This window comes from Rhodococcus cercidiphylli (genome assembly GCF_033042225.1).
Classification (GTDB): Bacteria; Actinomycetota; Actinomycetes; order Mycobacteriales; family Mycobacteriaceae; genus Rhodococcoides.
The window spans coordinates 492,480-512,012 of sequence record NZ_JAWLKE010000006.1 but is presented as its reverse complement, the minus strand read 5'-3'; the positions used below and the strand labels follow the sequence as shown (position 1 = coordinate 512,012).

Sequence of the window (19,533 nt, the reverse complement as noted above, 5' to 3'; positions counted from 1 at the left end):
CACCTTCGAAGGACGCATCACCCCGAACGGAAACTAACCGACGCCAAGGTCGGATCCACCGTTAATCTGACACTCCCCGTAGCTCCCTCGGACACCGGCCGTCGACCGCTGCGCGACGGATAGGCGACGGACAGTCCACCGCTGGTGCCGCCAGCGACCTGGTCCACATGGATGCCTACCGAGTGTTGAAAGCCAGCCGGTCGTCGGTGAAGCAGGTCAAGGGTGCACCGGTGCCCTCTCCGATCGCGGTGGTTGCTGCGGACGTGGAAGGGTCGGTACTCGACTTCGAGTCGGAAAAGCTCGGGCGCGCAGGAGAACTGCTGATGCGTGAGGTGCCTGGCCCGTCAGCGCTGATCGACAGCACCGTGCGCGCAGGGGGCCAGCCCGCCGAAGCCGCGCGGCTGGCGCACGGCTTCGAGAGAGGGAATGGCTTGGGCGGCCGAGTAGCCCGATTCAGGTGCTGTCAGGCTGCGCGACGTTTTCGGCGGTGGTAGCTGGGGATGGGTTGTCGTGTGGAATCGATGGATTCGGGTGGGATGGCGTAGGGGTGTCCGTCGTCGCCCATGAGCAGTTGCCAGTCGCCGTGGTGGACCAGGCGATGGCATTCTCCGCAGACCAGCGCGAGGTTGTTCAGGTCGGTGCGGCCGCCGTGTTCCCAGAATTTCACGTGGTGGGCCTGGCACCACTGTGCGGGGCGGCCGCACATCACGCAGCACCGATCGCGGATGGTCAGGGCGATGCGTTGGTCGTCGCTGGCGAGTCGGGTGGTGCGGCCGAGGGCGAGGGGGACGCCGTGGTGGTCGACGATGATCGGGGTGAGGTCGGCATCGCAGGTGAGAAGTTCGGCGAAGGCGCGGCTCATCGGCCCGGTCCAGTCGAAGTGGAACGGCCAGTCGGCATCACCGGGGTCGGGTGCAGACTTCCGCCCGCAATGGTCACCGGCACCAGCGCTGGGACCGACACGATCGCCGCGGGGATCACCGTTCCATGAACCGTCGCCGGCACCGGCACTCTCACTCACCTGGTGACCGCCATCAGCGCCAGCCGCGGGAGGCGTTTCGGTATCGCCGGTCCGTGAGACGTCGCCGGCACCAGCACCGCTCCCGACGTAGTGCCCGCCGTCAGTGCCAGCCACGGGAGGCGTTTCGGTATCGCCGGTCCGTGAGACGTCGCCGGCACCCGCGCCGCTCCCGCTGACGCGACGACCGTTGCCACGATCGGGACCGACGTCGGTATCGCGGGCTCGTGAACTGCCGCCGGCACCAGCATTGCTCCCGCTGACCCGACGACCAGTGCCACGATCGGGACCGGCCTCGGTATCGCGGGCTCGTGAACTGTCGCCGGCACCGCACCCGACGTAGTGACCGCCGTCAGCGCCCGCAACGGGACCCGCGTCGACATCACCGGTCCGCAAACTGTCGCCGGCTTCGGGACTCTCACTGACGTGGTGCCCGCCGTCAGCGCCGGCAACGGGACCCGTATCGGTATCGCCGGCCCGTGAGTCGCCACCGGAACCGTCTGTCGTCGAACCCGTTGTTGCGCTGTTCGATTGCGTGTGTCCGCGGTCGGCGAGCAGGTCCCGCAGCGGGACGATCAAGTGCACCGATGCCCGCGACCCGCCCGCCGATCCGCGGCCACCACCGCTCAGGTGCCGGTCGAGGATCCGATCGAGTGCATCCGCCCGCCGCTTCGACGGACCACGTAGATCGCGTTCACCTCCAGGGCCGGGCTGCGGCGCGGTCAACGCCGACAGCGCGGTGAGCAGCTTCTCGGCCAGGAGCCGGTCGACGTTGCCACCCATCTGGAAGCGGCCACTGGCAAGAGGGTGAACATCGAAACGGTTCAACTCCGAGTTCTCCGACACCGGTATCGGCGGCGGCCCAGCTGGAACAGGCTCGGGCCCAGCAGGTTCGGGCTCACCCGAGCCACCGGAATCACCCGAGCCACCGGAACCACCCGCGCCACCTGCATCAGCTCGGCTCGCCCGGTCCCGCTCCTGTGTCCGCTCCTGTTCTTGTCGTTGCTCCTCGGCCTGCTCGTGGCGGGCTCTGGCGTCCTCGGCCGCGGAATGCGCCAGTGCCTGCGCGCGGGAGGCGACCTGCCCGGCGGTGCTGCGCATGGCGGTTTCGAGCAGTTCGGCGACGACAGCCTCGCGGCGTTGTTCGTCGAGGGTGGGGTCGGCGACCACCACGGTGGCGTAACCGTCGGCGATCGCCGAGGCATGCGCGGCGTGGATGTCACCACCTGCGAGGGCGTTCAACACGCTGGGCCGGTCGGTGAGCCACTGCCCCAGCTCCATCTGACGGGCCGCGGACCCGTCGGTTATGCGCACCGATCGCGCGTACCACCGGGTGACCGACGAGTACCCGAGTTTCATGGCCAGACCGCGGCGGTCCATCTCCGCCAGCAGCGTCAATCGCGTTGCAGCGAGCTCGTTTTCGAGGGAGGACACGCCAGCGAGCTCGGAGACCAATTCCTGGTCGCCGAGCCCGAACACATCCCCCCATGTCTTCACACCGGAAAAGCTATACCCACCCACCGACAAGCTTTGTCACGGAGCGACGGTGCGGTACCTGAGCATCATTTCGTGGTCCTCGTGATCGAGCATGTGGCAGTGCCACATATACCCCTGCAGTTCGCCGCCCCCACCCATGTCGTGTCCACCGTGCTCGCCGCCGTGGTGCGCGGCCGGCCCGGCGAAGGTGGCGTCGGGGTCGAAGCCGAGCTCGTCGGCCGTCGGGAATCGAACGAGGATCTGCGTGACGGTGCCCGGGTAGGTGTTGACGGTGTCCTTCCACCCGGCTTCCCACGCCGCAGGCGGCACCGACGGACCGGTGAGAAACTTCTCCACCGGCGGAGCCCATCTGGTACCGAATGTTGGCCTGGGGAAATCACGTTGGTAGGCGGCGAGGTCGATCGGGATGCGTCCCAGCGTCCGGAAGTGGGCCAGGTGCAGGTGAATCGGGTGCGGCTCCACCGTCGTGTTGACGATGTTCCACATCTCCACGGTCCCCTGCTTGGGCATCTCGATGTCCGGGTCCGAGTACCTCAGGTTGTTCAGGTTCATCAGCGTCATGTCCAGGTTGAGCCCACCGGACGGCTGGTTGACGGTGACCGTTCGCGTGAATGTCGCGGTCGGCAACGGCGGCAACACATCCGGCTGTCCCTTGCCGCCGCGCAGCAACGTCGGCATACCGCCCCGGAACCCGGCCGCGGACGCGACGCGGAACTGGCAGAACATCGCCATCGGCACCGCACCGAGGGACGCGGCCTGCGCCGGCGGCGGCTCGTCGTTGAGTAGTTCAACGAGAGCACCTGCCTCGACGGCACCGAAGTCGACGAGGATGTCGGCGCGCTCGGCCGGGGCGAGTCGGATGCTGGTGGCTTCCACAGGAGCGTCGAGCAATCCCCCGTCGTTCCCGATGACCCAGAAGCGAAGCCTGTTGGTGAAGAACAGGTTCCACACGCTGTACGACCCGGCGTTGACGACGCGCAGCCGGTACATTCCCCGGGCGACTTCCATCGTCGGCCAGATCTTGCCGTTGACGACGCCCACGTCTCCGGTGCCGCCGCCTTCCCATTTACCCTGCGGCACGGTGATATTGGAACGGATGCTCATGCTGCCGTCGGGGTTCATGATCTTTTCCTGCAGCACCAACGGCAGCTCGAACTCACCCGACGGCAGCCCCAGCGCATTGTCGGGCGTGCCGGTGTCCCAACGGTCCCGCACGAGGTTCATGCCGAGCAGGCCCGCGTACACGTTGATGCGCGTCATCGACATGGCGTGATCGTGGTACCAGAGTCCCGCGGCGTCGTTGAGCCCCGAGAAGTTGTGCGTCATCGACTCCCCCGGGCGCACCAGCATCTCGGAGTGCCCGTCGCTCGCCGGTTCGGTGACGGCCCCGTGCAGGTGCAGCGCCGTCGGTGTCATCGTGCGGTCCATCTCGCTCATGCCGTGCAGCGAGGTGTCGATGTCGGCGGCGAGCGGGTTGCCCGCGGTGGTGTTGGAATACTTCAGTGTCCAGGGCTGACCGGTCTGCGACTCGATGGTCGGTCCGAGGTAGTCGCACTGGCCGTACCCGAAGGTGGGCGCGGGTCGTAGATCGGCGTGGAACACGTGGGTGGAGCTGTGCGCGTCCAACGTCACCTCGGTACCGCTGATCAGCGGCAACCTGGGCAGCTCGTCCCGGAACGGCGTGAGGGGCGGTGAGTGGAACAGCAGGGGGCTCTGGCCACGGAGGAAGTCGTCGGCCATCGCGCGGCGCGTCGTCGACGCCACCGGGAGTGCAGCGGCACCAGCGGCTACTGCGGCGACGGCGAGCCCTCGAAGGGCGGTTCGCCTGGACACAGATCCGCTCACCGAGCCTCCTCTCTCCTTGTTGTGATTGGGGCCATACTATGTGCCCGTCGGCTCCCGCCGTCACCCCACACTCGGATCGTCCGGCACGTTCCTGCCGGTGGAGGGATCTATCTGTCATGGCAACGATTACTTTCGAGCGCACCACCAGGCTGTTTCCGGGCTCCGACGCCCCCGCGGTGGACGAGCTCGACCTGCACATCGAGGACGGTGAATTCCTCGTTCTGGTCGGCCCGTCGGGTTGCGGAAAGTCGACGTCGCTGCGGATGCTCGCGGGGCTCGAAGAGGTCAATTCCGGTCGCATCCTCATCGGCGGCAAGGACGTCACCCACTCCGAACCCAAGGATCGCGACATCGCGATGGTGTTCCAGAACTACGCGCTGTATCCGCACATGACCGTCGCGGAGAACATGGGCTTCGCTCTGAAGTTGGCGAAGGCGAACAAGGACGACATTCGCACTCGCGTCGAGGAGGCCGCGAAGCTACTCGACCTCGAGCCGTATCTCGACCGCAAGCCCAAGGCGCTCTCGGGCGGTCAGCGTCAGCGAGTTGCCATGGGCCGCGCCATCGTTCGTCAACCCCAGGTGTTTCTGATGGACGAGCCCCTGAGCAATCTCGACGCCAAGCTGCGGGTCCAGACGCGCACCCAGATCGCCCAGTTGCAGCGAAGGCTCGGAACGACGACGGTGTACGTCACCCACGATCAGGTAGAGGCCATGACGATGGGCGATCGCGTCGCCGTCCTGAAAGGTGGTGTGCTGCAGCAGTGCGCCACCCCGCGCGAGCTGTACCGGAAGCCGGTCAATGCGTTCGTCGCCGGGTTCATGGGCTCACCGTCGATGAATCTGTTCCGTGTCCCGGTCACCGACGGCGGCGTTCGCCTGGCCGATCAGGTGATTCCCGTGCCGCGCCAGACCCTCGGGTCGGCCGCCGAGGTGATGTTCGGCATCAGGCCCGAGCACATCGAGATCGCGAGCAGCGGAATCGCTCTCGAGATCGACGTGGTCGAAGAACTCGGCTCCGAGGCCTTCGTGTTCGGCCGTGCAGACATCAACGGCCGCACCGAGACCATCGTCGCCCGGGCCGATTGGCGCAGCCCACCCGAGAAGGGTGACCGCGTCCACGTCCGTATCGACGACGCGCACGCGCACATCTTCGACGCCTCCGCCGAGGGTCACCGCCTGAACTGACCGTCGTGCGCGTTGTGCGTACCCCTGGGGACGCACAACGCGCACGGCGTCAGACCAGCAGCTCGGCGATCTGAATCGTGTTGAGCGCGGCACCCTTACGCAGGTTGTCGCCCGAGACGAACAGGGCTAGTCCGCGTCCTTCGGGGACGCCCGGATCCTGGCGGATGCGGCCGACGAGGGAATCGTCCGCGCCTGCGGCCTGCAAAGGTGTCGGCACGTCGACCAGCGAGACGCCGGGTGCCGATGCCAGCAACTCACGAGCCCGCTCCACCGACAACGGACGATCGAACTCGGCATTGATCGACAGCGAGTGCCCGGTGAACACCGGCACGCGCACGCAGGTGCCGCTCACCAGCAGGTCGGGCAGGCCGAGGATCTTGCGCGATTCGTTGCGCAGCTTCTGGTCCTCGTCGGTTTCGCCGGATCCGTCGTCCACCAACGCACCGGCCAGCGGCAGGACGTTGAAGGCGATGGGCGCGACGTACTTGTTCGGGGCCGGGAAATCCACCGACGAACCGTCGTGCACCAGCTTTTCGACGTCGCCGATGACGGCGCGCGCCTGGGTGGCGAGTTCTTCCACACCAGCGAGTCCGCTGCCGGACACGGCCTGGTAGCTCGAGACGATCAGACGCTGCAGGCCTGCTTCGTCGTGCAGAACCTTGAGCACCGGCATCGCGGCCATGGTGGTGCAGTTGGGGTTGGCGATGATGCCGCGGGGCGGGTTCTTCGCATCCTCGGGGTTGACCTCGCTGACCACCAGCGGCACGTCCGAGTCCTTGCGGAACGCCGACGAGTTGTCGATGACGGTGGCACCTGCCGCGGCGAAACGCGGTGCCTGCTCACGCGAGAGCGTGGCACCCGCGGAGAACAGTGCGATGTCGATTCCGGCGAGGTCTGCGGTGGAGGCGTCCTCGACGACGATCTCCTCGCCGCGGAACGGCAGCTTCTTGCCCGCGGACCTGGCTGAGGCGAAGAAGCGAACGGTGTCAGCGGGGAAGTTGCGCTCCTCCAACAGGGTTCGCATGACGGCACCGACCTGGCCGGTGGCTCCTACGACTGCAACTGTGGTCATCGTCTATCGTCCTGTTCCTGCGTGTACGACGGCTTCTTCGTCGCCGCCCAGATCGAAGGCGGCGTGCAGCGCGCGCACTGCTTCGTCGAGCTGAGTGTCACTGCACAGCACCGAGATACGGATCTCCGAGGTGCTGATCAGGTCGATGTTGATGCCGGCGTCGGCGAGGGCCTCACAGAACGTCGCGGTGACGCCGGGGTGGCTCTTCATGCCTGCACCGACGAGGGAGACCTTGCCGATGTGGTCGTCGTAGAGCACCTGAGCGAAGCCGATCTCGGCCTGGAGCTTGGTGAGCTTCTCCACTGCAGTCGGGCCGTCGGCCTTGGGGCAGGTGAAGGTGATGTCGGTCTTGCCGGTGTCGATCTTGGACACGTTCTGCAACACCATGTCGATGTTGATCTCGGAATCTGCCACGGCGCGAAACACTTTGGCGGCGTAGCCGGGGGTGTCGGGCAGACCGACGACGGTGACCTTCGCCTCGCTGCGATCGTGTGCGACGCCGGTGAGAATTGCTTCTTCCACTGGAATGTCCTCCATAGATCCGGAGACGATCGTTCCGGGTTTCGTGGTGTACGACGAGCGCACGTGAACAGGAACGTTGTAGCGACGCGCGTATTCGACGCAGCGCAGCATGAGCACCTTGGCACCGCAGGCAGCCATCTCCAGCATCTCCTCGAACGAGACGGTGTCGAGATGCCGGGCGTTGGGCACGATGCGCGGATCGGCGGTGAAGATGCCGTCGACGTCGGTGTAGATCTCGCAGACGTCGGCGTTCAGGGCTGCGGCGAGCGCGACGGCGGTGGTGTCGGACCCACCGCGACCGAGCGTCGTGACGTCCTTGCTGTCCTGGCTGACACCCTGGAAGCCAGCGACGAGAACGATCGAGCCCTCGTCGAGTGCGCTTCGCACGCGGCCGGGGGTGACGTCGATGATTTTGGCGTTGCCGTGCACGCTGGTGGTGACGACGCCTGCCTGAGAGCCGGTGAACGAGCGCGCCTCGGCACCGAGCGAGTGGATGGCCATCGCGACCAGAGCGTTGGAGATGCGCTCTCCCGAGGTCAGCAGCATGTCCATTTCGCGGGCCGGCGGGGCCGGGCACACCTGCTGGGCCAGGTCGAGCAGTTCGTCGGTGGTATCGCCCATGGCCGACACGACCACGACGACGTCGTGGCCGGCCTTCTTGGTCTCGACGATTCGTTCAGCGACGCGTCGGATACGTTCGGCGGTCCCCACCGACGATCCACCGTACTTCTGGACGATGAGAGCCACGCGTGTTTACCTCCGCTGGATAGCCGACGATCACGAGAATGTCGGGGAAATGTTCCGGGGTCACCTTACCGATCCGGCACCCCGAGCAGTGGGCCGGGTAGCTCCGAGCTGGGACTTTAGGGCGGTTCGCCTGCGGATACGCCTGACCTAACATGTTCGGGTGACCCTTCCCGAGCACCGCCCACCCCCACCCCCGCGAGGTCTGCGGGTGCTCTTCGGGCTCCCTGCCGTCGGCCGCCGCTGGCCGGGTGGACTGCGCTCGGCTCTGGCATTCGGCATCCCCGCGATCGCGGCGTGGGTTCTCGGGTTCCACACCGAGGCCCTGCTGGTGGTCTCGGGAAGTTTCGCCGTCATCTACGGCGAGGGGCGTCCCTATCGTTCGCGTTGGTGGGTCGTCCTGACCGCGGGCGGCGCACTGGTGGCGTCGGTGTGGCTCGGGGCGACGGCCGGGCAGGTGGCGCTCGATCTCGGGAGCACCGGATGGGCGCAGATGATCCCGGTGACCCTGCTCTCGCTCCTGGCTCTCGTGGCGGTCTACGTCATCGCTGCGCTGCGACTCGGACCGCCGGGTGCGTTCTTCTTCGTGCTGGTGTGCGCGGTGTCGTCGTACATCCCCGGGGCCGGCATCGGCGCCGTTCACGGAGCGGTCTGCGCGGCGATCGGCGTCGCGTCGGCGCTACTGGTGTCGATGTCCGGGGTGCTGTGGGATCCGCGAGGACCCGAGCGCGAGGCCGTCGGAGCAGCGGTGGGCGCGATCGAGAAATACACGAGCTCGCAGACGCCGTCTGCCGCCGATCGTCACGTCGCGGCCGCGCGTCTGCACGCAGCCTGGGCCGCCGTGTACGACGCAGGTGCCGCACGGTTGTCGTCGAGGCCGGTGCTGGTGCAGAGGCTGTTCGACGCCCATCGGGCATTCGCGGCCACTACCTCTCGAAGCATGGATGCCGACCAGGCAGTCGACTCGGTGTCGGATCAGCTGCCACTGGCGAGGCCGAGCATCGCCTACCGGTTGCGCCGGTCGTTGCATCGAGATTCACACGCATCGTCCACGGCGATCAGGGTCTTCTGCGCGGCTGCGGCGGCAGGCGGGATCAGCGTCGCGCTGGATCTGAGCCGTCCGGACTGGGCAATACTCGGTGCCGTCCTGGTGCTGCAACAGGGTCCCGACCGGGTGCACGGCACGTATCGGGGCCTGCAGCGGCTCGGCGGAACCCTCGCGGGGGTGGCCCTGTTCTCCGCCATCTTCCTCTCGCCGCTGACCGGTCTGGCCGTCATCGTGGTGTTGATGGTGTTGCAGTTCGCGATCGAGGTCTCGGTGGCGCGCAACTACGGGTTGGCCGTCACGTTCATCACGCCGCTCGCCCTGCTGATGGGGACACTGACACATCCGGGAGCTGTCCTGGAGGACATCGTCGTGGACCGGATCGTGGAAACCACGGTGGGCGTCGCTCTGGCCTTCGCTGCGCTGTGGCTGCTGCTTCCCGGGGCGTTCAGGCGCGCATTGCAGTGGTCCGACGGCCGAGTCCTGACGCTCAGCGCCGATCTGCTGACGGTGTTGCGCACCGAGGACGTCGCCGGATCGAGCGCTCTCACCGCCCGGCGCGACGTCCAGTTCGAGCTGGTCGGGTCCGCGTTGGCCGGTGCCGAGGCCGCACACAACGATCGGCGGTGGGCTCATGGGGTGTGGTCGCAGCATGCCGAGGTCGATCGCCTCGGGTACGAACTCCTCGCGCACTGCTGGACGATCACCGACGTCGGACGAATGAATGACATCGGGCACTGGCAGCGCAGAGTCGATGCAGCAACTGCAGAATTCCACTCGTCAACCCTGGGGTAGGCGGTCGGCGCGCGGTAGTACACTCAGCCCATGCTGCGAGCTCTCCTTCTTAACAGCCGCGACGGGGTCTGAGACCAGACTGGCTTCCCGTCGCGGGGTTCGTTGCGCCGGTCGAACACATTGCTCTGATCTGTACGGAGAGACGAAGACCATGTCACCAGCCGACGCATTCACCTCGGGAACTCGCACCATCACCCCGCCCTCGCGGCCCGCACCAAGCGACCAGCCCGCCTGGAACACCCAGAAGAACTCCTCGATGCCGACCTACCGTTACCGGCCGTTCGCCGAGGAGGTCGAGCACGTCACCCTTCCCGACCGCACGTGGCCGGACAAGATCATCGATCGCACCCCGCAGTGGTGCGCCGTCGATCTGCGCGACGGCAACCAGGCGCTGATCGATCCGATGAGCCCGGCCCGCAAGCGTCGCATGTTCGACCTGCTGGTTCGCATGGGCTACAAGCAGATCGAGGTCGGCTTCCCGTCGGCCAGCCAGACCGACTTCGACTTCGTCCGCGAGATCATCGAGGACGGCGCGATCCCCGACGACGTCACCATCCAGGTGCTGACGCAGTGCCGTCCCGAGTTGATCGAGCGCACCTTCGTCGCGTGCGAGGGTGCCCGCAGCGTCATCGTGCACTTCTACAACTCGACGTCCATCCTGCAGCGCCGGGTGGTGTTCCGGGCCGAGCGTGACGTCATCAAGAAGATCGCCACCGACGGTGCCCGAAAAGTCCTCGAAGAAGCAGCCAAGTTCCCCGATACCGACTGGCGCTACGAATACTCCCCCGAGTCCTACACCGGCACCGAACTGTCCTACGCCAAAGAGGTGTGCGACGCGGTCACCGCGATCATCGATCCCACGCCCGACAAGCCCCTGATCCTGAATCTGCCTGCGACCGTCGAGATGGCGACACCCAACGTCTACGCCGACTCGATCGAGTGGATGAGTCGCAACCTCGATCGCCGCGACAGCATCGTGCTGTCGCTGCACCCGCACAACGACCGCGGAACCGGTGTTGCCGCAGCAGAACTCGGCTACCAGGCCGGTGCGGACCGCATCGAGGGCTGCCTGTTCGGCAACGGCGAGCGCACCGGCAACGTCTGCCTGGTCACGCTCGGGCTGAACCTGTTCACCCGCGGTGTCGATCCGCAGATCGACTTCTCCAACATCGACGAGGTCCGTCGAACCGTGGAGTACTGCAACCAACTTCCCGTCGCCGAGCGTCACCCCTACGGCGGCGACCTGGTCTACACCGCCTTCTCCGGCAGCCACCAGGACGCCATCAACAAGGGCCTGGACGCGATGAAAGTCACTGCAGACGAGCAGGGTTCGGACATCGGAGACGTCACCTGGCAGGTCCCGTATCTGCCCGTCGACCCGAAGGACGTCGGTCGCACCTACGAGGCCGTCATTCGCGTCAACTCGCAGTCCGGCAAGGGCGGCGTCGCGTACATCATGAAGTCCGATCACGGACTGAACCTGCCGCGTCGACTCCAGATCGAGTTCTCCCAGGCCGTGCAGCGCATCACCGACGGTGAGGGCGGCGAGGTCTCGCCCAAGGAGATGTGGGACGTCTTCGCCGAGGAGTACCTGACCCCGATCCGCCCCCTCGAGCGCATCAAGCAGTCGGTCATCGCGGCCGAGCACGACGGTGGCACCGACACGATCACCGCGACGGTCAAGGTCGACGGCGTGGAGCAGGAGATCTCCGGATCCGGCAACGGCCCCCTCGCCTCGTTCGTCGACGCACTGTCCACCATCGGATACGACGTCAGCGTCCTCGACTACTCCGAGCACGCCATGTCCGCCGGCGACGACGCCCAGGCTGCGGCCTACGTCGAGGCCTCGGTCACCTCACCCGCCGGTGTCGCCACCACCGTCTGGGGCGTCGGCATCGCGACCTCGATCACCACCGCATCACTGCGCGCCGTGGTCTCGGCCGTGAACCGTGCACTGAAGTAGATTTCTCTGCTCGACGCGAAGCCGCCCATTCATCACGAATGGGCGGCTTTTCGCTGTTTATCGACGCTCAGCTGGTACGCCGCGTGCGACAATGAACCTGCCGTCGGGGCACTTTAGGGAATGGAAGTTCGCCATGGATTCTTTCTGGGATTTTCTCTGGCTTCTCATCGTCGGTTTCGCATTCGTGGCTTACCTCATGGTGATGCTGTCGATCATCGGAGACCTCTTCCGAAACCACAAAGCATCCGGGCTCGTGAAAGCCGCGTGGGTGCTCTTCCTCATCATCGCGCCGTTCTTCACCGCGCTGATCTACCTCATCGTGAACGGCGGCAACATGGCCGAGCGCCAGGTTGCCGCCCTGCAGCACGCCAAGGACCAGCAGGAGAACTACATCAAAGAAGTGGCCGGTCGGTCCGCATCCGAGGAGATCGCACACGCAAAGACGTTGCTGGACAACGGAACCATCGATCAGGACGAATTCAGGACGCTCAAGGCCAAAGCTCTGTCCTGAGGTCCGCCTCCGCCCGGAACGCGTCGAGCACGGCAGCGATTGCCGGTAGGCGTCGAGCGTCGGGCCTGGTCGCGAGTTCATAGATGCGCCCGGCCCGAACGCCGGACAGTTCTCGACGCACCAGACCGGGATGCACCACGGCGTACCGCGGCATCAGGGCCACGCCGTGACCGGCCGCTACCAACACCTCGGTGACGCGAAAATCATTCACTCGCTGGACCACTCGGGGTTCGACGCCGGTGGCCGCGGCTACCGAGAGCAGCACGTCGTCGACCGGGAAACCGCCGCGAACACTGATCCACCGTTCGTCGACCAGGTCCCTGAGGTCTATCGATTCGTGTTGCGCCAAACCATGACCGGGCGGGAGCACCAGATCGATGGGCTCACGCATCAGTGTCGTCACTTCGATGCGCGGGCCTGCGGTCGACGGGGCCCGCTCGTCGCGGTGGGTGAGCACCACGTCGTAGTCGGCCAACAGTTCCAGCACCGAGGATGCAGGCAGGTCCTCGTCGCGTGCCTCGATGTCGACGTCCGAGTTACCCAACCGCGTCAGCACCCCGGGCAGCAGCAGAGCAGCACCGGACGGGAACAGCGCGACTCGGACGCGTCCCCGCGGGGACGCACGGTACCGATCCATCTCGGCTCTAGCGCGGCTGACCGCAGCGAGCACCTCGTCGGTACGCAGCACCAGAGCGCGTCCCGCGTCGGTCAGTCGGAGCCGGCGACCGTCCGGTTCGAGGAGCGTCACACCCGCTTCCCTGGCCAGCAGCTTGAGTTGCTGGGATACCGCCGAGGGGGTCATCGACATCGCGTCGGCCACCGCTGCGACAGTTCCACGGTCGGCGAGTTCCGCGAGGATCCGCAACCGCTCGACATTCATGCAGTAAATCTTAACTGTTGATGCGGATATATTCGATTGTGCTGATCATTTGCAGCGGACACGATGGACGCCATGACCACTCGCGACCGCCTCCTCGGATTGACCGTCGCCGTGCTGTGGGGACTGAACTTCCTCGCCATTCGCATCGGACTCGATCATTTTCCGCCGTTCTTCTTCGGCGCGTTGCGCTTCCTGGTCATCGCCATCCCGGTCGTCCTGTTCGTCCCCAGGCCGAAAGTGCCGCTGAAGTGGTTGCTGCTCTACGGCTTCGGGTTCGGATTCCTGCAGTTCGCATTCCTGTTCGCGGCGATGGCAGCAGGCATGCCCACCGGATTGGCGTCACTCGTGCTGCAGTCGTCCGCCCCGTTCACCGTTGTTCTCGGCGCTGTTCTGCTGCGCGAACACGTCTCTCGCAGACAGGCGATCGGCATCGCGGTCGCCGTCCTCGGAATGGTCCTGATCGGATGGGACCGCGCCCAGAACGCCTCCCTGCTCCCGGTGATCCTCACCCTCCTCGCCGGCCTCGGCTGGGCGTTCGGCAATCTGGGAAACCGACTCGCCAAGTCCGATTCGCCGATGACGCTGATGCTGTGGATGACCGTCGTTCCGCCGCTGCCGATGCTGGCGCTGTCCGCGATCTTCGAGGGCCCGAGCACCGGCTGGCATGCGCTGACGGAGTCGTTCGGTCCGCAAGGCTGGCCAGGGTTGGTCGCGTTGGCCTACATCGTGATTCCCGCCACCATCATCGGCAGCGGTCTCTGGAGCATCCTGATGAGCCGCAACCCCGCCGGACTGGTCGCGCCGTTCTCACTGCTGGTTCCCGTTGTCGGAATCGCCGGTGCCTGGATTTTCCTGGGCGAGAACCCGTCCGTGCTCGCACTGATCGGTGGAGTAGTCGTGATCGGCGGATGCCTCGGCGGCATGGCCGTGCGAAGGTCGGTCGAAGTTCGGGAGAAAGCACCGGTGTGAGAGGCGGGAGTGGAGCCTGCGGAATGACCCAATAGGGCGGGAGTGGAGCCTGCGGAACGACCCGGGGGTAGCGGGAGTGGAGCCTGCGGAACGACCCGGGGGTAGCGGGAGTGGAGCCTGCGGAATGACCGAGGGGTAGAAACCGCCGACGTGAAACTGCACGCTCTTCTGTGCCAGACTCGGCGGATGGTTGAAGTGGGTGAGCGCAGACGTATCGGTGCACGTGGCCGTGTGGCACTGCGCGCGGCGGAGCTGGCGACCTGGGCGTCTCGCAAAGCGGGTCGAGGTAAGGGATCGATGATCGGCGGACTCGTCGCCCTCAAGATCGATCCGAACATCCTCGGCGGGCTCGGTCGCGGACGACGCACCGTCATCGTCACCGGCACCAACGGCAAGTCCACCACCACGCGTATGACGGCCGCTGCCCTGGCCACCCTGGGCGATGTCGCCACCCAGGCCGACGGCGCGAACATGGATGCCGGCATCGTCGCGGCCCTGCATGCTCACTTCGATGCCGAACTGGCTGCTCTCGAGGTCGACGAGCTGCACGTCCCCCATGTCTCCGACGAGGTGGAACCGGCGGCCATCGTGTTGCTCAACCTCAGTCGCGATCAGCTCGACCGCGTGGGCGAGATCAACATGATCGAACGCAAACTGCGCGCCGGACTGGCCCGGCATCCCGAGACCGTCGTCATCGCCAACTGCGACGACGTCCTCGTCACCTCGGCAGCATTCGACGCACCGAACGTCGTCTGGGTCGCAGCCGGCGGTGGATGGGCAGGCGATTCGGTCAGCTGCCCGCGCACGGGCGAGCCCATCCTGTGGGAGGGCGAGCACTGGTACAGCACCGGCAGCGACTTCAAGCGCCCGACGCCGGACTGGTGGCTCGACGACGAGAATCTCTACGGGCCCGACGGACTCGTCCTGCCGATGACGTTGTCACTGCCAGGAAAAGCCAACCGCGGCAACGCAGCTCAGGCCGTGGCCGCCGCAGTGACCCTCGGCGCGAGCGCGGAAGATGCCGTCGCCGCCGCGTCGAGCGTCGACGAAGTCGCCGGACGCTACTCCACCATCCAGTACGGATCCCATTCCGTCCGAATGCTTCTCGCGAAGAACCCTGCCGGCTGGCAGGAGGCGCTGTCGATGATCGACCCCACCTGCGATGGCCTCGTCATCGCCGTCAACGGGCAGGTACCCGACGGTGAAGACCTGTCGTGGCTGTGGGATGTCCGCTTCGAGCATTTCGAGAACGTCGCCGTCGTCGCCGCCGGTGAGCGCGCGACCGACCTCGGAGTTCGCCTGCTGTACGCGGGCTCGCAGCACACCACCATCGCAGATCCGTTGCAGGCCATCGCGTCCTGTCCGCCGGGGCGCGTCGAAGTGCTTGCCAATTACACTGCGTTCCGCGACCTCGGGCGCGCGCTGGCACGTGAGGTGAAGAATGTCTGAGTCCACCGTCCGCATCGGTCTGGTCCTGCCCGATGTGATGGGCACCTACGGCGACAACGGCAACGCGCTCATTCTTCGTCAGCGGCTTCGGATGCGAGACATCGACGCCGAGGTCGTGCAGATCACCCTCAGCGATCCGGTCCCCGATTCACTCGACGTGTACACCCTTGGTGGAGCCGAGGATTCGGCTCAACGCCTGGCGACGCGTCACCTCACCCGATACCCCGGACTACAGAACGCCGCTGCCCGCGGAGCGCCCGTGCTCGCCATCTGCGCCGCGATCCAGGTCCTCGGCCACTGGTACGAAACCTCTGCCGGCGAACGCGTCGACGGCATCTCGCTCTTCGACGTCACCACCGCACCGCAGGCGACGCGTTCGATCGGTGAAGTCGTCACCGAACCCGCGCTCGAAGGACTCACTCAGAAGCTCACCGGTTTCGAGAACCACCGCGGCGGAACGACTCTCGGCCTGGATGCGTCCCCGTTGGCCAAGGTCACCCACGGTGTCGGCAACGGTGTCGGCGACGGACGCGAAGGCGTCGTGCAGGGTTCGGTGATCGGCACGTACATGCACGGCCCGGTTCTCGCCCGGAACCCGGAATTGGCGGACTATCTGCTGGAGCGTGCATTGGGCACCACTCTCGCTCCACTCGAGCTGCCGGAGGTTGCGGAGCTGCGCAAGGAGCGGCTGCGCCGCACGTGAACGAAAACTCGTAGCCCACTACGAACTTCCACTCACAAGGCGCAACGGTCACACGGATACGACGCGTCGGTCCAACCCTCTCTGACCAGCACCTCGCGGACCTCGCGGTACACACCGCACGGGTCGTCGGCCACTTCGTGCCAGCCGTACATCAACCGCGGCAGGTTCCTCAGCTCCGCGGCATTGTCACGTCTGCGATCGCGAAATCGCCGCTGCTTGGCAGAGTGGAAGGCCTGGCCGTCCAGCCTGACGATGAGGTCGCAGATCTGGTAGCGAATGTCCTCGAAAAGCTGTCGGCCGTCAACGAATACCGGGGCCTGCCGCTGCCCGACCGGCAGACCGTGTGCCTGCTCGACGTCGAGTACGTAACGGTATTCGAGTGCAGAATGGACTCCGTCGCGCATGAGAGCCAGCGTGTGCAGAATCGGTTTGAGGTAGCGCATCGGTCGCCGGACTTCGACCTTGCTCGTCATGGCCGCGACGTTCACGCCACCCGAAGACATCGCCGAGACCAATGTGATCGTCGCTTGCCTCGACGTCGGCTCTGCGACAACGAGATCGAGGACCGTATCGACAGCGCTCGTTCGCGCCGGATTCGTCTCGACACTGATGTGTCCCATGGCTCGGGAACGGTGGACGACAACGCCGGGATGGATTTGTTCGTTGCTTTCCGAGGTGAAGTTCTGCTTGGCGTGTCTCATCGTCGGCGGCTTGCTGGTGGCCGAGCATCCGTAGGGAACGGTGACGTGAACCGGGCCTGCCCCAGGCCGAACCCACCCCCATTCCTCCGCGGCGGTGGTGTGACTGAGCAGCGCTCCCCGCCCTGCGTACAGCAGCGCCGCAGACAATTGCATCTCACGAGTCAGCGGCCCATTGGTCAACGAGACGACGCCACGAAACACTTTCAGCCATTGCCCGGTTTCCACGTAGTGGTTGATCGAATCCTTGCCGACGCCGAACGCATGCATCTGTTTCGTGGTGATGATTCCGTGCTGCTCGTCCAATAATCGCTGCCAGGTACCCGCTGGTCTTGTCCTCATGGCCCTCAGGATGGCCGGTTTCCAGCGCCCACGTCAGAATCTATCCACAGGCTGTGCATAACCTCGGGTCGTGAGTGGAAACTCGACCCCTGCTACGAGGTTTCGTGCACGTGCGGCGAAGCCGCTCTACATGCGCCGACGCCCCGTCAACGCGCGGCCCAGCGTCAACTCGTCGGCGAATTCGAGGTCTCCGCCCATCGGCAGGCCGGAGGCGAGGCGGGTAATGGCCAGGCCGGGGAAGTCACGCATCATGCGCACCAGATACGTGGCAGTGGCTTCGCCCTCGGTGTTGGGGTCGGTGGCGATGATGACTTCGGTGACGTCGACGCCGTCGTCCTGAGTTCCCACACGAGTCAACAACTCTCGGATGCGGAGCTGATCCGGCCCCACTCCGTTCAGTGGATCGAGTGCCCCACCGAGCACGTGGTAGCGGCCCTTGAACTCTCGCGTACGTTCCACGGCCTGAACATCTTTGGGTTCTTCGACGACGCAGATCATGGATCTGTCACGACGCGAGTCCGCGCAGATTCGACACAGTTCCTTGTCCGAGACCGTGCCGCAGACGATGCAGAACTGCACACCGTCGCGAATGCGCTGCAGCGCGCGCATGAGCCGATCCACCTCGGGAGGTTCGACGCCCAGGAGGTGAAAAGCTATGCGCTGAGCGCTCTTCGGACCGACCCCGGGAAACTTGCCTAGTTCGTCGATCAGATCCTGAACCGGACCTTCGTACACCGCCTAGAACCCGGGCAGGCCGGGCATGCCACCGAGACCACCAGCGAGGGGGCCCATCTTCTCGCTCGCGACGGCCTGAGCCGCGCGAGACGCATCGGCGATCGCGCCGATCACCAGGTCCTGCAACGTCTCGACGTCGCTCGGGTCGACGACCTTTGGGTCGATGGTCAGTCCGACCACCTCACCGGTTCCCTTGACGGTGGCGACCACGAGGCCACCGCCCGCCTGGCCGGTCACTTCGGTTTCCGCGATCTCGGCCTGCGCCGCCATCAGCTGCTGCTGCATCTGCTGGGCTTGCTGCAGGATCGATGCCATGTCGGGCTGTTCACCGGGTTGCACTGTGTCGTCCTCTCGCGTGGGTCGAAGCGATCCCCAGCGTAGTCGCACGAAGGTTCGCGGACGCCGCGCCACACAGCTGAGGATGCGTCACAACTGAGGCGCGTACCATCCTCGGATGCACGAACCGACGAACCCCGAGGGTCGCTCCCCTCGCAAGCGTCGGGTGACGCCTCAGACCATGGCCGAGGCGGGTATTGCGCTGACGCTGCCGAAGGTGTCGGTGAAGTCGGTGGCCGAAAGCCTGGGCGTGTCGATCGTCGCGATCTACAACAACATCGACGATCTCGGTTCCCTCAAGGCGCTCGTGGCGGAGGAGATTTTGCGCAGGTGGTCGCCTCCGCTTCCCGGTGACGACGAATCGATGCACGACGCGTTGCTGACACTCGCTTCCGCGATGCGCGAGCTGGTTCACTCCAACCCGGGCATCGCGGAGTATCTGATCGGCCTGACTCCCAGCTCGATCGACGCGATCCGTATGGCCGACTCGGTGCAGACGCGCTATCGAACTCGATACGACCTCACTCCGAAGCAGGCGACGTGGGCTGTCATCACTGTCTGCGAGCATGCGCTGGCCTTGGCCGAGATGGTCTACAACTCTGCTCGACGCGATCGTGAGTACGACGACGCGATCGCGGCGCGCACCGACCTCGATACATTGCCGGGGGCCTACGACACGGTCGACCGTGGACCCGACGGGATGTTCCTGTGGTCGATGCGCACCGTGGTCGTCGGAACACTCGAGCTCATCGAGGCCCCCGACTTCGAGCAGGCTTAGATCAACTCGCGGCGCAGGTTCTCCAGCGTCGCGGCCTGGATCTTCTTCAGTCCCAGCGGTGCGAAGGTCTTCTCGAAGAATCCGCCGATGCCGCCTGCACCCTTCCACTCCGTCGTCGTGGTGACCGTGGTGCCCGCGCCGTCCGGGGCGACCGACCAGGTGGTGACCATGGAGGAATTGGCGTCGCGTTCGGTGATGGTCGATCCGGCGACGGTGACGGTCGCGGCGACGTTGCGCACTCGCTTCTCGGTGGCCTGCAGGGTCCATGTGGCCACGGTTCCGTCTCCTTGCCCGCCCTGGACCACCTCGTAGTCGCGGTACTGCTCGGGGAGGATGCGTGGGCGCACCGTCTCGTAGTCGGCGAGCGCAGCGAGCACTCGATCCGGTGTGGTGGCGATGGTGGCGGAACTGGATGCACTGACCTGAGCCACGGAAACGTTCTCC

17 protein-coding genes are annotated in these 19,533 nt (G+C 65.8%); 8 read left to right on the top strand and 9 right to left on the bottom strand.

Annotation, left to right across the window (positions count from 1 at the left end):
- Positions 1–463: 463 nt before the first annotated feature.
- Both R3P95_RS18220 and R3P95_RS18215 read right to left on the bottom strand, forming a co-directional pair.
- On the bottom strand, positions 464–2,515 hold the full coding sequence (locus tag R3P95_RS18220; RefSeq protein WP_317549068.1) for an HNH endonuclease signature motif containing protein: 2,052 nt from the start codon (positions 2,513–2,515) through the stop codon (positions 464–466).
- Positions 2,516–2,551: 36 nt separating this feature from the next.
- Positions 2,552–4,360, bottom strand: coding sequence for a multicopper oxidase family protein (locus R3P95_RS18215; protein ID WP_317549067.1), 1,809 nt, complete (start codon positions 4,358–4,360; stop codon positions 2,552–2,554).
- A gap of 116 nt (positions 4,361–4,476) precedes the next feature.
- On the opposite strand from R3P95_RS18215, the gene R3P95_RS18210 reads away from it, so the two are divergent.
- Positions 4,477–5,547 (top strand): ABC transporter ATP-binding protein, encoded by a 1,071-nt coding sequence (locus R3P95_RS18210; RefSeq protein WP_283347341.1) that lies wholly within the window; start codon positions 4,477–4,479, stop codon positions 5,545–5,547.
- A 49-nt stretch (positions 5,548–5,596) separates the two neighbouring features.
- Here R3P95_RS18210 and R3P95_RS18205 read toward each other — a convergent pair whose 3' ends face one another.
- On the bottom strand, positions 5,597–6,619 hold the full coding sequence (locus R3P95_RS18205) for an aspartate-semialdehyde dehydrogenase (RefSeq protein ID WP_283347342.1): 1,023 nt from the start codon (positions 6,617–6,619) through the stop codon (positions 5,597–5,599).
- Between the two features lie 3 nt (positions 6,620–6,622).
- Positions 6,623–7,888 carry an aspartate kinase gene (locus R3P95_RS18200; protein WP_283347343.1) on the bottom strand — a complete coding sequence of 422 codons (1,266 nt, stop codon included), beginning with the start codon at positions 7,886–7,888 and terminating at the stop codon, positions 6,623–6,625.
- A 160-nt stretch (positions 7,889–8,048) separates the two neighbouring features.
- On the opposite strand from R3P95_RS18200, the gene R3P95_RS18195 reads away from it, so the two are divergent.
- The 3 genes from R3P95_RS18195 (at position 8,049) to R3P95_RS18185 (ending at position 12,199) form a co-directional block, all read left to right on the top strand.
- Complete coding sequence (locus R3P95_RS18195; RefSeq protein ID WP_317549066.1) at positions 8,049–9,725, top strand: FUSC family protein; 1,677 nt, start codon at positions 8,049–8,051, stop codon at positions 9,723–9,725.
- Between the two features lie 151 nt (positions 9,726–9,876).
- On the top strand, positions 9,877–11,688 hold the full coding sequence (leuA, locus tag R3P95_RS18190) for a 2-isopropylmalate synthase (RefSeq protein WP_317549065.1): 1,812 nt from the start codon (positions 9,877–9,879) through the stop codon (positions 11,686–11,688).
- Between the two features lie 133 nt (positions 11,689–11,821).
- Complete coding sequence (locus R3P95_RS18185; RefSeq protein ID WP_094638721.1) at positions 11,822–12,199, top strand: SHOCT domain-containing protein; 378 nt, start codon at positions 11,822–11,824, stop codon at positions 12,197–12,199.
- Here R3P95_RS18185 and R3P95_RS18180 read toward each other — a convergent pair.
- A complete protein-coding gene (locus R3P95_RS18180; protein ID WP_317549064.1) occupies positions 12,177–13,079 on the bottom strand; it encodes a LysR family transcriptional regulator in 903 nt (300 codons plus the stop codon). The genes R3P95_RS18185 and R3P95_RS18180 overlap by 23 nt on opposite strands.
- Positions 13,080–13,151: 72 nt before the next feature.
- On the opposite strand from R3P95_RS18180, the gene R3P95_RS18175 reads away from it, so the two are divergent.
- From R3P95_RS18175 to R3P95_RS18165, 3 genes are all read left to right on the top strand, one after another.
- A complete protein-coding gene (locus R3P95_RS18175; protein WP_317533243.1) occupies positions 13,152–14,048 on the top strand; it encodes an EamA family transporter in 897 nt (298 codons plus the stop codon).
- Positions 14,049–14,234: 186 nt separating this feature from the next.
- The gene (locus R3P95_RS18170; protein ID WP_300519845.1) at positions 14,235–15,497 is read left to right on the top strand and encodes a Mur ligase family protein; all 1,263 of its coding nucleotides are present in this window, start codon (positions 14,235–14,237) and stop codon (positions 15,495–15,497) included.
- A complete protein-coding gene (locus R3P95_RS18165) occupies positions 15,490–16,200 on the top strand; it encodes a type 1 glutamine amidotransferase (RefSeq protein ID WP_317533244.1) in 711 nt (236 codons plus the stop codon). The genes R3P95_RS18170 and R3P95_RS18165 overlap by 8 nt, the downstream gene beginning before the upstream one ends.
- 32 nt (positions 16,201–16,232) lie before the next feature.
- Here the strand turns inward: R3P95_RS18165 and R3P95_RS18160 are convergent, their stop codons facing one another.
- The 3 genes from R3P95_RS18160 to R3P95_RS18150 form a co-directional block, all read right to left on the bottom strand.
- Positions 16,233–17,240, bottom strand: coding sequence for a type IV toxin-antitoxin system AbiEi family antitoxin domain-containing protein (locus tag R3P95_RS18160; RefSeq protein WP_317549063.1), 1,008 nt, complete (start codon positions 17,238–17,240; stop codon positions 16,233–16,235).
- A 126-nt stretch (positions 17,241–17,366) separates the two neighbouring features.
- On the bottom strand, positions 17,367–17,975 hold the full coding sequence (gene recR, locus R3P95_RS18155) for a recombination mediator RecR (protein WP_032379989.1): 609 nt from the start codon (positions 17,973–17,975) through the stop codon (positions 17,367–17,369).
- 3 nt (positions 17,976–17,978) lie between these two features.
- The gene (locus R3P95_RS18150) at positions 17,979–18,314 is read right to left on the bottom strand and encodes a YbaB/EbfC family nucleoid-associated protein (protein ID WP_094638725.1); all 336 of its coding nucleotides are present in this window, start codon (positions 18,312–18,314) and stop codon (positions 17,979–17,981) included.
- 115 nt (positions 18,315–18,429) lie between these two features.
- Between R3P95_RS18150 and R3P95_RS18145 the strand changes: the two genes are divergently transcribed.
- Positions 18,430–19,089, top strand: coding sequence for a hypothetical protein (locus tag R3P95_RS18145; RefSeq protein ID WP_317549062.1), 660 nt, complete (start codon positions 18,430–18,432; stop codon positions 19,087–19,089).
- Here R3P95_RS18145 and R3P95_RS18140 read toward each other — a convergent pair.
- Positions 19,086–19,520: an SRPBCC family protein gene (locus R3P95_RS18140; RefSeq protein ID WP_068050479.1), complete on the bottom strand. Its 435-nt coding sequence runs from the start codon at positions 19,518–19,520 to the stop codon at positions 19,086–19,088. The genes R3P95_RS18145 and R3P95_RS18140 overlap by 4 nt on opposite strands.
- Positions 19,521–19,533 lie beyond the last annotated feature (13 nt).

What these genes read in the sequence shown, in the direction of transcription:
- R3P95_RS18185 (WP_094638721.1), top strand. Translation starts at nt 11,822, where the DNA reads ATGGATTCTTTCTGGGATTTTCTCTGGCTTCTCATCGTCGGTTTCGCA.
- R3P95_RS18210 (WP_283347341.1), top strand. Translation starts at nt 4,477, where the DNA reads ATGGCAACGATTACTTTCGAGCGCACCACCAGGCTGTTTCCGGGCTCC.
- R3P95_RS18145 (WP_317549062.1), top strand. Translation starts at nt 18,430, where the DNA reads ATGCACGAACCGACGAACCCCGAGGGTCGCTCCCCTCGCAAGCGTCGG.
- R3P95_RS18170 (WP_300519845.1), top strand. Translation starts at nt 14,235, where the DNA reads ATGGTTGAAGTGGGTGAGCGCAGACGTATCGGTGCACGTGGCCGTGTG.
- R3P95_RS18175 (WP_317533243.1), top strand. Translation starts at nt 13,152, where the DNA reads ATGACCACTCGCGACCGCCTCCTCGGATTGACCGTCGCCGTGCTGTGG.
- R3P95_RS18205 (WP_283347342.1), bottom strand. Translation starts at nt 6,619, where the DNA reads ATGACCACAGTTGCAGTCGTAGGAGCCACCGGCCAGGTCGGTGCCGTC.
- R3P95_RS18160 (WP_317549063.1), bottom strand. Translation starts at nt 17,240, where the DNA reads ATGAGGACAAGACCAGCGGGTACCTGGCAGCGATTATTGGACGAGCAG.
- R3P95_RS18180 (WP_317549064.1), bottom strand. Translation starts at nt 13,079, where the DNA reads ATGAATGTCGAGCGGTTGCGGATCCTCGCGGAACTCGCCGACCGTGGA.
- leuA (WP_317549065.1), top strand. Translation starts at nt 9,877, where the DNA reads ATGTCACCAGCCGACGCATTCACCTCGGGAACTCGCACCATCACCCCG.
- R3P95_RS18165 (WP_317533244.1), top strand. Translation starts at nt 15,490, where the DNA reads ATGTCTGAGTCCACCGTCCGCATCGGTCTGGTCCTGCCCGATGTGATG.